The organism is Caulobacter ginsengisoli, assembly GCF_030814835.1.
GTDB lineage: Bacteria > Pseudomonadota > Alphaproteobacteria > Caulobacterales > Caulobacteraceae > Caulobacter > Caulobacter ginsengisoli.
On sequence record NZ_JAUSVS010000002.1, the window covers coordinates 613797 to 627365 of the forward strand.

Annotated in this window: 12 protein-coding genes; 9 read left to right on the top strand and 3 right to left on the bottom strand. The window is 67.1% G+C overall.

From position 1 onward, the window contains the following. Window positions 1-192: 192 nt before the first annotated feature. The gene (locus tag QO010_RS08365) at window positions 193-1554 is read right to left on the bottom strand and encodes an ammonium transporter (protein ID WP_307348143.1); all 1362 of its coding nucleotides are present in this window, start codon (window positions 1552-1554) and stop codon (window positions 193-195) included. Window positions 1555-1582: 28 nt separating this feature from the next. Further along, on the bottom strand, window positions 1583-1921 hold the full coding sequence (locus tag QO010_RS08370) for a P-II family nitrogen regulator (protein WP_307348145.1): 339 nt from the start codon (window positions 1919-1921) through the stop codon (window positions 1583-1585). A gap of 276 nt (window positions 1922-2197) precedes the next feature. On the opposite strand from QO010_RS08370, the gene QO010_RS08375 reads away from it, so the two are divergent. The 8 genes from QO010_RS08375 (at window position 2198) to QO010_RS08410 (ending at window position 11656) form a co-directional block, all read left to right on the top strand. Beyond that, a complete protein-coding gene (locus tag QO010_RS08375) occupies window positions 2198-2551 on the top strand; it encodes a DMT family protein (protein WP_307348147.1) in 354 nt (117 codons plus the stop codon). A gap of 106 nt (window positions 2552-2657) precedes the next feature. Further along, a complete protein-coding gene (locus tag QO010_RS08380; RefSeq protein WP_307348149.1) occupies window positions 2658-2999 on the top strand; it encodes a hypothetical protein in 342 nt (113 codons plus the stop codon). A 63-nt stretch (window positions 3000-3062) separates the two neighbouring features. Continuing rightward, a complete protein-coding gene (locus tag QO010_RS08385) occupies window positions 3063-3950 on the top strand; it encodes a fasciclin domain-containing protein (protein WP_307348151.1) in 888 nt (295 codons plus the stop codon). A gap of 121 nt (window positions 3951-4071) precedes the next feature. Continuing rightward, a complete protein-coding gene (locus QO010_RS08390) occupies window positions 4072-4989 on the top strand; it encodes a glycine--tRNA ligase subunit alpha (protein WP_307348154.1) in 918 nt (305 codons plus the stop codon). Window positions 4990-4992: 3 nt separating this feature from the next. Further along, window positions 4993-7173 (top strand): glycine--tRNA ligase subunit beta, encoded by a 2181-nt coding sequence (gene glyS, locus QO010_RS08395; RefSeq protein WP_307348156.1) that lies wholly within the window; start codon window positions 4993-4995, stop codon window positions 7171-7173. 16 nt (window positions 7174-7189) lie between these two features. Continuing rightward, window positions 7190-9868 carry a pyruvate, phosphate dikinase gene (gene ppdK, locus QO010_RS08400; RefSeq protein WP_307348158.1) on the top strand — a complete coding sequence of 893 codons (2679 nt, stop codon included), beginning with the start codon at window positions 7190-7192 and terminating at the stop codon, window positions 9866-9868. Then, on the top strand, window positions 9868-10386 hold the full coding sequence (locus QO010_RS08405) for a nucleoside/nucleotide kinase family protein (protein WP_307348160.1): 519 nt from the start codon (window positions 9868-9870) through the stop codon (window positions 10384-10386). Before ppdK ends, QO010_RS08405 begins: the two co-directional genes overlap by 1 nt. A gap of 67 nt (window positions 10387-10453) precedes the next feature. After that, a complete protein-coding gene (locus QO010_RS08410) occupies window positions 10454-11656 on the top strand; it encodes a M48 family metallopeptidase (RefSeq protein WP_307348162.1) in 1203 nt (400 codons plus the stop codon). On the opposite strand, the gene QO010_RS08415 is transcribed toward QO010_RS08410, so the two are convergent. Continuing rightward, window positions 11653-12768, bottom strand: coding sequence for a beta-ketoacyl-ACP synthase III (locus QO010_RS08415; RefSeq protein ID WP_307348164.1), 1116 nt, complete (start codon window positions 12766-12768; stop codon window positions 11653-11655). The genes QO010_RS08410 and QO010_RS08415 overlap by 4 nt on opposite strands. 239 nt (window positions 12769-13007) lie before the next feature. Between QO010_RS08415 and QO010_RS08420 the strand changes: the two genes are divergently transcribed. Beyond that, a complete protein-coding gene (locus QO010_RS08420; protein ID WP_307348167.1) occupies window positions 13008-13502 on the top strand; it encodes a porin family protein in 495 nt (164 codons plus the stop codon). Window positions 13503-13569 lie beyond the last annotated feature (67 nt).

Below are 13569 nucleotides of genomic sequence, written 5' to 3' on the forward strand. Positions count from 1 at the left end.
CTCGGGCGTTTTGCAATCAGCCCTCACGCAGCCGGCAATCCCCAGCCCCTGCCCGAACACCCCCACCTGGCCGGCCACGGGCGCGCTGCAGGCGCGCCTCGGGCGGGCCGTCCGCCCCCTACGGAGGCGGAGTAACGAAAACGGGGGCCCTTAAAGGACCCCCGCTCCCACGCTTCACTGTTATGCCGCACGCTACTCGTGCAGGGCTTCGCCGTGCAGGGCGGCGTCCAGGCCTTCGACCTCGGCCTCTTCCGACACCTTCACCCCGGTGGTGAACTTGCAGATCAGCAGGATGACGAAGGTCACGACCGCCGTGTAGACGATGGTCACGCCAATCCCGGTGGCCTGGGTGATCAGGGCATGCATCCGGTCGGCGGCGGCGGCGGTGGCGGCCGCGCCGGAGTTGATCGAGGTGGAGACCAGCACGCCGGTCAGCAGGGCCCCAATGATGCCGCCGATGCCGTGCACCCCGAAGGCGTCCAGGCTGTCGTCGTACTTGAAGATCTTCTTGACCCACACGGCGCCGGCATAGCAGCCGGCCCCGGCGATCAGGCCGATGATCAGGGCGCCTTGCGGGGTGACGAAGCCGGCGGCGGGGGTCACCGCCACCAGGCCGGCGACCGCGCCGGAGGCCAGGCCCAGCATGCCGGGCTTCTTGCGCTCGACCCACTCGACCAGCATCCAGGCCAGGGCGGCGCCGGCGGTGGCCACCTGGGTGTTGAGCATGGCCGCGGAGGCCAGGCCGTCAGCGGCCCATTCCGACCCGGCGTTGAAGCCGAACCAGCCGACCCACAGCAGCGAGGCGCCGATCATGGTCAGGACCAGGTTGTGCGGGGCCATGTTCTCCGAGCCGTAGCCTTTGCGCTTGCCCATGAAGAGGGCGCAGACCAGGCCCGCCACACCGGCGTTGATGTGCACCACCGTGCCGCCGGCGAAGTCGAGCACGCCCAGCGTGCCCAGCCACCCGCCGCCCCAGACCATGTGGGCGATCGGCGCATAGACCAGGATCGACCAGAGGGTCATGAACAGCAGCATGCCGCTGAACTTCATCCGCTCGGCGAAGGCGCCGGCGATCAGGGCCGGGGTGATGATGGCGAAGGTCAGCTGGTAGGTGATCCACAGGAACTCGGGCAGGCCCTTGGCCGCCGAATAGGCTGTGTCGATACCGACCCCGTTGAGGAACAGGACCTGGAAGCTGCCGACGAACTTGTTGATGTTCGGATCCGGGTTCACCCCGAAGGCCATGCCGTAGCTGATCGCCATCCAGACGACGGTTACCAGGCAGGTGATGGCGAAGGACTGGGCGACGGTGGCGATGACGTTCTTGCGCCGCACCATGCCGCCGTAGAACAGCGCCAGGCCCGGAATGGTCATCAGCAGCACCAGGGCCGTCGAGGTCAGGATCCAGGCGGTGCCGGCTCCGTCCAGTTCGAGCTTGGCCTGGTGGGCCATCAGTTCCTGGGCGCTGGCCATTGCCGGCGCCAGGAGGGGCGCAAAGCCCGCTATGGCGGCCAGGCCAAGGCCCGCCATCCGTGTGAATAGGTTGCGTTTCATCGTTGGTATCCCCTTCACCCGATGATGATCAAAGCGCCGCGGCGCCGCTTTCGCCCGTGCGGATCCGCACGGCGTCCTCGACATTGAGGACGAAGATTTTGCCGTCGCCGATCTTGCCGGTGGCGGCGGCGGCCTTGATGGCCTCGACCGCCTTGGCGGCCGCGGCGTCATCGACCACGGCCTCGAGCTTCACCTTCGGCACGAAGTTCACCTGGTATTCCGCGCCCCGGTAGATCTCGGTCTGGCCCTTTTGCCGGCCGTAACCCTTGACCTCCGAAACCGTCAGACCCTCCACGCCCGCCGCGACCAGGGCTTCACGCACCTCGTCGAGCTTGAAGGGTTTGACCACCGCCATGATCAGTTTCATTCGCCTTGTTCCGCCCGTCGGATCGCGCCGGGCGCCCCTGGTTTTTGTTAATGGCGATCGCGGAGAGGCCCGCTTGGCCGCCCCCTCGATCACGGCCACGCTACCGACGGGGGTTCCCGGCAAGGGCGCGGGCGGTAACGAATCGGCAAGAAACCCCGGCCCCGCCCGTTCCTTGTGCGCCGCACAAACGCCGTGCCCGGTTTTTAGGCGCCGCAAAGCCTCGAAGAAAGGCGCCCTGGCCGCTAGGCTTCGATCATCCGCATGGAGAGATTTGCGATGCCGTCCCCGATCTGGGCCCGCCTGGCGCCCATCGTCCTGTTGCTGGCCTCGAATGTCTTCATGACCTACGCTTGGTACGGCCACCTCAAGCACCGGGGCTCGGCGCTGTGGCTGGCGGTGCTGACCAGTTGGATGATCGCCCTGCCGGAGTATGCGCTTGCGGTCCCGGCCAATCGCCTCGGCAGCTATGCCTGGTCCACCGCCCAGCTGAAGACCATGCAGGAGGTCATTACCCTGATCGTCTTCGTGGCCTTTTCCGCCCTGTATCTGGGCGAGCCGATCAAATGGAACACCTTGGTAGGCTTTGGTTTCATCGCCGTCGGGGCGGCGTTTGTCTTCACCGGACGCTGATCTGCACCTGATCACGAACCCGTGATCCCTTGCTGTGTGCGGAACTCGACTCGGGGGCGACGCGTAGATGCGGGGTCGGGGGCGACGCCGAAAGCGAGAATTAGCCATGTCCCCGAAGACTCTGTCCGCCCTGGCCTTGTTCGCCACTCTGATCGCCGCGCCCGCCCTGGCCCAGTCCAGCGACCCGGTCACCCCGCCGACCGATCCCGCCACCCAGATGCCGGCCGAACAGCCGCTGCCGGGCGATACGACCGCGACCATGCCGTCGCAAAATCCGGTGACCATCCTGCAGTCGTCGCCGACCCCGCCGGATCAGGCCTATAAGCTGGTCGCCGGCGCGCCCAACACCATCAGCAACGCCCCCATTCCCGACACCGCCGAGAACCGCGCCAAGTACGGCGGCCCGATGTCCAATGGCGGCCGCAAGACTCCCCCGCGCGGCAACTAGGACCGCGCTCCTTCCCCGCGCGGCGTCTACGCCGCGTTCCCGTCAACTGCCCGTGAGGATCCCATGAAGACCACTACCCTGCTCGCCGGGGCCTGCATCGCCGCGCTGATCGCCGGCGCCGCCGCGGCCCAGACCACCGCGCCGACCGCGACCAAGCCGGCCGCCAAGCCCGCTACGGCTCCGGCCGCCGCGCCGGCCGCCAAGCCCGCTGCCGCGACGACGACCACCACCACCACCACGGCCGCCCCGGCTACGCCGGCCGCCGCTCCGGCGGCCGGCCCGGCCGTCGCAACGACCACGACCACCACGACAACCGCTCCCGCCGCGACCACGGCCAAGGTAGTGGCCAAGGGTGACCTCATCGACACTCTGGCGGCGTCAGGCCAGTTCAACACCTTTATCAAGGCCCTCACCACCGCCAACCTGGTCGGGGTGATCAAGAGCCACCCGACCATGACGGTGTTCGCCCCGACCGACGCGGCCTTCGCGGCCCTGCCGCCGGGCCAGCTCGACGCCCTGCTGAAGAACCCCAACGCCCTGCAGAAGCTGCTGGCCTATCACCTGGTCAACACCACGGTGGACTCGACCAAGATCAAGGGCGCCAAGGGGCCGGTGAAGACCGTGGCCAATACTGACGTCGAACTGGACGGCAGCGGGACCAGCCTGATGGTCAACACCTCCACGATAACCCAGGCCGACGTCAAGACGACCGGCGGCGGCACCATCCAGGTGATCGACAAGGTCCTCGACCCGGCCGGCGGTGTTCCCGCCCCGGCGCCTGCGCCGGCGGCGACAACCGAGCCGGCCGCGCCCGCGACGCCGGCCCCGGCGACCACCACCGCGCCGACCCCGGCGCCGGACACGGGCGATGACGTGACCGCCTCGCCCAAGCCCGGCGATTCGATGCCGGCCGACCCGCCGGAGAAGCCCGACCCCACGCCCAAGGGCTAATGAAGACAGCAACGCCCTCCCTGTGAAGGGGAGGGCGTTTCCCCCTCCAGCGCGACTTGCTGGCAAGGTCGACGGGCCCTATGGTCCGCCGACTTTTTTTGCGCCTGCGAACAAGCCCTAAATGCCCGCTGAAAAACCCCGTTCGTTTCAGGACCTGATCCTGACCCTGCACGACTATTGGAGCCGTCGCGGGTGCGTCATCCTGCAGCCGCACGATGTCGAGGTGGGGGCCGGTACGCTGCACCCGGCCACGGTGCTGCGCGCGCTGGGCTCGAAGAACTGGTGGGCGGCCTATGTGCAACCCTCGCGGCGGCCGGGCGATGGCCGCTATGGCGAGAACCCCAACCGGCTGCAGCACTATTATCAGTACCAGGTCATCCTGAAGCCCAACCCGCCCGACCTGCAGGACCTCTATCTCGGCAGCCTGGAGGCCATCGGCCTGGACCCGCGCCTGCACGACATCCGCTTCGTCGAGGACGATTGGGAGAACCCCACGGTCGGGGCCTGGGGCCTGGGCTGGGAGGTGTGGTGCGACGGCATGGAGGTCAGCCAGTACACCTACATGCAGCAGGTCGGCGGGCTGGACGTCTTCCCGGTGGCCGGCGAGCTGACCTACGGGCTCGAGCGTCTGGCCATGTATATCTTCGAGGTCGACCACTTCACCCAGCTGCCGTTCAACGACCCCCAGAGCCCCAACCACAAGACCTATGGCGAGGTGTTCCTGGAGAACGAGCGCCAGTGGAGCCAGGCCAACTTTCACGCCCCCGACGTCGCCCTCTTGAAGCGGCAGTTCGAGGACATGGAGGCCCAGGTCTCGCGCATGCTGGCCATGACCGGACCGCAGGGGCAGCAGCTGGTGCTGCCGGCCTATGATCATGTGCTGAAGGCCAGCCACCTGTTCAATCTGATGGACGCTACCGGCGCCATCGCGGTGGCCGAGCGGCAGAGCTATATCGGCCGCATCCGCGATCTCTGTAAGATGTGCGCCGAGGCCTATGTCGCCGCCGACAAGGCCGAGCAAGCGAAGGTGGGCGCCTAAGTCATGGCCCAACTGCTTCTCGAACTCTTCTCCGAAGAAATCCCCGCGCGCATGCAGGCCGACGCGGCCCGCGCGCTCGAGCGCATGGCCCGCGAGGCCCTGGCCGAAGCCGGCCTGCTGCCCGAGGCCCTGAAGACCTTCGCCGGCCCCCGCCGGCTGACCCTGGTGGCCGAAGGGCTGCCCGAAGCCCAGGGCGACCGCTCCGAAGAGCGCAAGGGGCCCCGCGTCGGCGCGCCGGACCAGGCCATGGACGGCTTCCTGCGCTCCACGGGCCTGACCCGCGAGCAGCTGACCGAGCGCGACGGCGTCTGGTTCGCCGTCATCGAACGCAAGGGTCGGCCGACCGCCGAGATCGTGGCGGCCATGGTCGACAAGATCGTCCGGAACTTCCCCTGGCCCAAATCGATGATCTCCGGGACCAGCCGGCTGCGCTGGGTGCGGCCCCTCAAGCGCATCCTCTGCGTCTTCGACCGCGAGATCGTGCCCTTCGACATCGAGGGGATCGCCAGTGGCGATATCAGCGAAGGCCACCGCTTCATGGGCAACGCCAGGCCGTTCCGCGCCCGCGATTTCGACGAATACCGCGAGGCCCTGGCCGGCCACTACGTCGTGCTCGACGTTGAGGAGCGCAAGGAGCGCATCCTGGAGGGCGCCCGCACCCTCTGCTTCGCCCGCAACCTGGAACTGGTCGAGGACCAGGGCCTGCTGGACGAGGTCGCCGGCCTGGCCGAATGGCCGACCCCGATCCTGGGCGACATGGACCCGGTCTTCCTGGACCTGCCGCCGGAGGTGATCCGCACCTCGATGCGCACCCACCAGAAGTATTTCGCCGTCCGCGACCCGGCCTCGGGCAAGCTGGCCCCCCACTTCCTGGTCGTCGCCAACCTGGAAGCCGTCGACGGCGGCAAGGAAATCGCCCGCGGCAACGCCAAGGTGCTGTCGGCGCGGCTGTCGGACGCGCGGTTCTTTTGGGACGAGGATCGCAAGATCGGGCTGGCCGACCGGCTGGAGAAGCTGAAGGGCGTCACCTTCCACGCCAAGCTCGGGACCATGTACGAGCGGGTCGAGCGGATCGAGGCCCTGGCCCGCGAGGTCGGTCCGCTGGTCGGCGCGGATGCCGAGTTGGCAGCCAAGGCCGCGAAGCTGGCCAAAGCCGATCTCGGCACCAACATGGTCGGCGAGTTTCCGGAGCTGCAGGGTCTGATGGGCGGCTACTACGCCCGCGCCGAGAGCCTGGGCGACGACCTGGCCGACGCCATCCGAGACCACTATCGTCCGCAAGGCCCTGCCGACGCGCTGCCCGCGACGCCGCTGGCGACCGCCGTGGCGCTGGCCGACAAGCTGGACACGCTGACCGGCTTCTTCGGTATCGAGGAGAAGCCGACCGGTTCGCGCGACCCTTTCGCCTTGCGTCGCGCGGCGCTTGGGGTGATCCGCATAATTCTGGAGAAAAAACTGCGGCTGGGTCTGATCGGTGTGCTTTGGCCGGCTACCAACAAGGCTCTCCAAGCAACGTCGTCTGTCGCGATCAACCAGGGCATAGAGTTGGAAACCCGCGCTTATGTGAAGGCGCAAGGTAGCTCGGCCGCTGCTGAGCTTCTCTTAGAAGCGATTGGCGATGCTGCAGCGAAGCATATGTCCTTAGAAAAGACTGAGCCGGTCGTTGTTGAACTCAGGGAGTTCTTCGCCGACCGCCTGAAGGTGCTGCTGCGCGATCAGGGCAAGCGTCACGACCTCGTCGATGCGGTGTTCGCGCTCGGCGACGACGACCTGGTCCGCATCGTCGCGCGGGTCGAGGCGCTGGAGGCCTTCCTCGCCAGCGAGGACGGCTCGAACCTGCTCGCCGGCTTCAAGCGCGCCGCCAACATCCTCAAGGCCGAGGAAAAGAAGGGCCCGCTGCCCACCGGTCCCGCGGTCAAGCTACCGAGCGCGCCTGCTGAAGAGATCGCGCTGATCGACAGTCTGACTGTCGTCACGGTTCGGCTCAAACTCGCTATGCCTGGCGAAGACTTTGAGGCGGCCATGGGCGCGCTGGCGACCTTGCGGGCGCCGGTCGACGCCTTCTTCGACAAGGTGTTGGTCAATTCCGAGATTAAGGCGGAACGCGATAACCGCCTCAGGCTCTTGATTCAGGTCAGGGACGCGATGAGCGCCGTGGCCGATTTCTCACTGGTAACAGGGTAGGGCAGGGCAGCATCAGATGGCCGACGCACTCACCAAGACGCGCTGGGTTTACGGTTTCGGCGGCGGCGGGGCCGACGGCGACGCTTCGATGAAGACGCTGCTGGGCGGCAAGGGCGCGAACCTGGCCGAGATGAGCGCGCTGGGCCTGCCGGTGCCGCCGGGCTTCACCATCACCACCGAGGCCTGCAACCACTACTACGCCAACGGAAGTCAGTATCCGGCCGAGCTGAAGGCCCAGGTCGCCGAGGGGCTGGCCAAGGTCGAAAAGGTCACCGGCAAGTCATTCGGCGACGCCGGCAACCCGCTGCTGGTCTCGGTGCGTTCGGGCGCCCGGGCCTCGATGCCGGGGATGATGGATACGGTGCTGAACCTGGGCCTCAACGACGAGACCGTCGCGGGCCTGGCCAAGCTGTCGGACGAACGCTTCGCCTTCGACAGCTATCGCCGCTTCATCCAGATGTATTCCAACGTCGTTCTGGGCCTGGACCATCACAGCTTCGAGGAAATCCTCGACGACCATAAGGACCGCCTGGGCGCCAGCGTCGACACCGCCCTGACCGCCGAGGACTGGCGGGCGGTGGTGGCCGACTACAAGGCCGCCGTGCAGGACGAACTGGGCCGGCCCTTCCCCCAGGATCCGCAGGAGCAGCTGTGGGGCGCGGTGGGCGCTGTCTTCGCCAGCTGGATGAACGAGCGGGCCAAGTTCTATCGCCGCATGCACGACATCCCCGAAAGCTGGGGCACGGCCGTCAACATCCAGTCGATGGTGTTCGGCAACATGGGCGACAGCTCGGCGACGGGCGTGGCCTTCACCCGCAACCCCTCGACCGGCGAGAGCCGCCTCTATGGCGAGTTCCTGATCAACGCCCAGGGCGAGGACGTCGTCGCCGGCATCCGCACCCCGCAGTCGCTGACCAAGGCGGCCCGCGAGGAGATGGGTGACCGCAACATCTCCATGGAAGAGGCGATGCCGCAGGTGTTCGCCCAGTTCAAGGACGTGGTCGGCACGCTCGAGCGCCACTACCGCGACATGCAGGACATCGAGTTCACGGTCGAACAGGGCCGGCTCTACATGCTGCAGACCCGCAACGGCAAACGCACCGCCAAGGCGGCGCTGAAGATCGCCGTCGACCTGGCCGCCGAGGGGGTGATCACCCGCGAGGAGGCCATCGTCCGCATCGAGCCGGCCTCGCTGGACCAGCTGCTGCACCCGACCATCGATCCGTCCGCCACCCGCGACGTGGTCGCCGCCGGCCTGCCGGCCAGCCCCGGCGCCGCCACCGGCAAGATCGTCTTCGACGCCGACGAGGCCGAGCGTCTCGGCCAGGCCGGCGAGGCGGTGATCCTGGTCCGCGACGAGACCAGCCCTGAAGACATCCACGGCATGCACGCCGCCCGGGGCATCATCACCGCCCGCGGCGGCATGACCAGCCACGCCGCCGTGGTGGCCCGCGGCATGGGGCGTCCATGCGTTTCCGGGGCCGGCGAGATCGGCATCTATCCGCGCGAGCAGCTGTTCCGCGCCCGGGGCCGTGAATTCCGGGCCGGCGAGGTGATCACCATCGACGGCTCCAAGGGCGAGATTCTTTCCGGCTCGGTGAAGATGGTCGAACCGGAACTGACCGGCGACTTCGCCACCCTGATGGGCTGGGCCGACGCCGTGCGCCGCCTGAAGGTCCGGGCCAACGCCGAAACCCCGCTGGACGCCCGCACCGCCCGCCAGTTCGGGGCCGAGGGCATTGGCCTCTGCCGCACCGAGCACATGTTCTTCGACGGCGACCGCATCGCCGCCGTGCGCGAGATGATCCTGGCCGACGACGAGGCCGGCCGTAGAACGGCGCTGGCCAAGATTCTGCCCATGCAGCGGGCCGACTTCGTCGAGCTGTTCAGCATCATGGAAGGCCTGCCGGTCACCATCCGCCTGCTCGACCCGCCGCTGCATGAGTTCCTGCCGCATTCGGAGGAGGACCTGGAAGCGGTCGCCAAGGCCACCGGTCTGGACGCGACCAAGCTGATGCGCCGGGCCAAGGAGCTGCACGAGACCAACCCGATGCTGGGCCATCGCGGCTGTCGGCTGGGGGTCAGCTATCCCGAGATCTACGAGATGCAGGTCCGCGCCATCTTCGAGGCCGCCTGCGACGTGGTTGGCAAGGCCCCGACCCCGGAGATCATGCACCCGCTGGTCGCCAAGGGCGAGGAGATGGCCTACCTGCGCGCCCTGACCGACAAGGTCGCCAAGGCGGTGATGGAAGAGCGCGGCGTCACGGTCGACTACACCGTCGGCACCATGATCGAATTGCCCCGCGCGGCCTTGCGGGCCGGGGACCTGGCCGAAACGGCCGAGTTCTTCAGCTTCGGCACCAACGACCTGACCCAGACCACGTTCGGCATCAGCCGCGACGACTCGGGCCGGTTCCTCAACGCCTACATCGCCAAGGGCATCTTCGATAAAGACCCCTTCGTCACCCTCGACCAGGAGGGCGTCGGCGACCTGGTGCGCATCGCCGCCGAGCGCGGCCGGGCCCAACGGCCGGGCATGAAGATGGGCATCTGCGGCGAGCATGGGGGCGATCCGGCCTCCATCGCCTTCTGCGAGGAAGTCGGCCTCGACTATGTCAGCTGCTCGCCCTTCCGGGTGCCGATCGCCCGGCTGGCGGCGGCCCAGGCGGCGCTAGGGTCGAAACCCAGCGACTGATGCGGCTGGTCTTCCTCTACGGCCCGGCGGCGGTGGGCAAGCTGACAGTCGGCAAGGCGCTCAGCCAGCTGACCGGGTGGCCGCTGTTCCACAACCACCTGACCGTCGACCTGGTCCTGGCCCTCTTCCCGTTCGGCCATCCCTCGATGGTGCGGCTGCGCGAGGAGATTTGGCTGAAGGCGTTCGAAGAGGGCGTCCGCGCCGGCCTGCCGGGCATGATCTTCACCTTCGCCCCCGAGCGGACGGTGACGGCGGACTTCATCCCCAACACCCTCAAGGCGGTGAACGGCGAGGTGGTCTTCGTCGAACTGACAGCGCCGATCGAGATCATCGAGGATCGGCTGGACAGCCCCTCGCGTCACGAATTCCGCAAGCTGACCTCGGTCGAGGTGCTGCGGAAGCTGCGGGTTGAGGGGGCGCTGGACGGCGCGGCGATGCCGGAGCCGCATCTGGTGCTGGACACCTCCAGGACGACGCCGGACGAGACCGCCAGGGCCATCGCCGCCTTCCTAGCCTGACCGCGATTTAACCTGACAATCCGGCCCGTCCGTGGCCTCCTCCACCCATCCTGGGGAGGAGCCTTCCATGTCCACATTCGATCCCGCCGCCGCGACGGCCGCCTATCTGGCGCAGCTGCCGCCGGAGGTTCACGCTAAGGCCACGGCCTATACGCAGGGCGGCCACTGGCTGTTGCTGTGGGGCTTTGTGGTGTCGCTGGTCATCGCCCTGATCATCGTGCGGCTGGGCGTGCTGGACCGGATTTCGGGCTCGCTGCAGAAATCCAAGCCGCGACCCTGGCTGACCACCCTGATGTGCGTGATCGTCTTCACCATCGTCGACTGGGTGCTGGAACTGCCCTGGTCGATCTATGCCGACTGGTGGCGCGAGACCCAGTACGGGCTCAGCAGCCAGGACTTTGTCGGCTGGTTCGATGAGAGCGCCAAAGGGCTTGGCATCGGCATCATCGCCAGCGCCATCTTCCTTAGCCTGCTCTACGCCCTGATCCGCTGGACCAAGGGCATGTGGTGGCTGTGGGCCGGCGGGCTTACGGCTGCCTTCCTGCTGTTCGCCATCGTGCTCTCGCCGGTGTTGATTGAACCGATCTTCAACAAATACACCCCCGCGCCCCCGGGACCGGTGCGCGATGCCGTGGTGGCCATGGCCAAGGCCAATGGCGTGCCGTCCGACAAGATCTTCATCTACAACGGCTCCAAGCAGTCCAACCGCTACACCGCCAACGTCTCGGGCCTGTTCGGCTCGGCGCGCGTCGCCATGAGCGACACGATGTTCAAGAAGGACGCGGACCTGGCCGAGGTGCGCGGCGTGGTCGGCCATGAGATGGGCCACTATGTCCACCAGCACTCGCTGTGGCTGACCGGCTCGCTGAGCCTGCTGGCCATCTTCGCCTATTGGCTGGCCAATCTGCTGTTCATGCCGGCCGCGCGGCTGATGGGCGCGCGGCATGTGGACGGCATTGCGGACCCGACCGGATTGCCGGTGCTGATGGTGGTGATCGGACTGGTGATGCTGCTGGCGACCCCGGTGCGCAACACCATCATCCGCACCGTCGAGGCCGACGCGGACAGCTTCAGCCTGCAGCGGGTGAACGAGCCCGACGGCCTGGCCAAGGCTCTGGTCAAGACCATCGAGTACCGCGCCGCCACGCCCGGGAAGCTGGAAGAGTTCATCTTCTATGACCACCCGTCGGTCTCGAGCCGAGTGCGCAAGGCGATGGACTGGAAGGCGGCGCATATGAAGGACGCTGCGCCGAGCCCCGCAGGTCGCTAGCGCTTCCTGACGAACACCGTCCCGGCGGAATAGCCGGCCCCGAAGCTGCAGATCAGCCCGGTCTCGCCGGCGGCGAAGTCCTGGTTGGTCTTGTGGAAGGCGATGATCGAGCCAGCCGAGGAGGTGTTGGCGTATTCGTCCAGGATGATGACGTTCTCCTCGGGCGTCGGGTCGCGGCCCAGGACGCGGCGGCCGATCATCTCGTTCATGTTGATATTGGCCTGGTGCAGCCACATCCGCTTGAGCTGGGTGGTGTCGAGGCCCAGGTCCGAGGCGTGTTCGGCGATCATCTCGCTGACCATCGGCACCACCTCGCGGAACACCTTGCGGCCTTCCTGGACGAACAGCTTGTCCCTGGCGCCGATGCCTTCCGGCGCGGCGCGGTTCAGGAAGCCGAAGTTGTTGCGGATGTTGTTGGAGAACTGGGTTTTGAGCCTCGTGCCCAGGATGTCCCAGCCGCCTTGCGCATCTTCCGCCCGCTCGACGATCACGGCGGTAGCGACGTCGCCGAAGATGAAGTGGCTGTCGCGGTCGCGGAAGTTGAGGTGGCCCGAGCAGATCTCGGGATTGACCATCAGCACCGCCCGGGCCGAGCCGGAGGCGATGAAGTCGGCGGCCGTCTTGATGCCGAAGGTGGCCGAGGAGCAGGCGACATTCATGTCGAAGGCGAAGCCGCCGATGCCCAGGGCCTGTTGCACCTCGATGGCCATGGCCGGATAGGCCCGCTGCATGTTGGAGGCGGCGCACAGCACCGCATCGATCCGGTCGACCGGCTTGCCCCAGGCGGCGATGGCCTGGCGGGCGGCCTCGATGGCGATCTCGGCCAGGATCGAGGGCTCGTCGTTGGAGCGCTCGGGGATGTTGGGCCGCATGACGTCGGGGTCGAGGATGCCGGCCTTGTCGACCACGTAGCGGGCCTTGATGCCGCTGGCCTTCTCGATGAACTCGACCGATGAACCGGTCAGCGCCTCCATCTCGCCGGCGGCGATGGCTTCGGCATGGGCGGCGTTATGTCGAGCAACAAACATATTAAAAGCATCGACCAGCTCGGCGTTGCTGATGCTTTGCTTTGGCGTGTGAAGCCCTGTGGCGACGATGACGGCCTGATGCAAGTTAGTGACACCCTCTCAAGGTTGTTTCGGGTATTCGGATTAAATCGCCGTAAGGCGCCTGGAAAACGATCCGCGGCCGACTAGATAGCATGCACTCCGGGGGCGATTCAGCCTGTGGCAATCATGTCACGACAAACCCCCGGCTAAGACAGGCCTTTGAACCGCCCCAGCTTGGCCGCGTTTGCTGAGCAATCCGGGACCGGTGAGGGGCCCAAAAAGGTCGAATAGGAGAACTACGAATGAAGACTCTCATGATTGGCGCTTCGGTCGCCGCCCTGCTGGCCATCGCCGCCCCCGTCGCCGCCAACGCCGAAACCACTTGGTACGGCAACGTCGGCTACGCCGGCATCAGCGCCGACGACGTCAACCTCGGCGCCATCCAGGGCCGCATCGGCGCTCAGTTCACCCCGCATATCGGCGTTGAAGGCGAAGTGGCTTTCGGCGTGAAGGACGACACCGTTCTGGGCACCGACGTGAAGCTCGACAACGAGTACGGCATCTACGCCGTCGGCACGCTGCCGGTGAACGACAAGTTCGACCTGCTCGCCCGCGTCGGCTACGCCCGCGCCGAAGCTGATGTCGGCGGCACCAGCGGCAGCGACGATGGCGTCGCCTATGGCGTTGGCGCTCAGTACAGCTTCGACGGCAAGAACGGCGTGCGCGCCGACTACACCAAGTACGACTTCCTCGGCGACGCGGACGTCTGGTCGGTCAGCTACGTGCGCAAGTTCTAAGACCCGTTCCCGGCCCTCTAAGGGTCTGTGACAGAAGGCCCCTCCCGGCGACGGGAGGGGCTTTTTT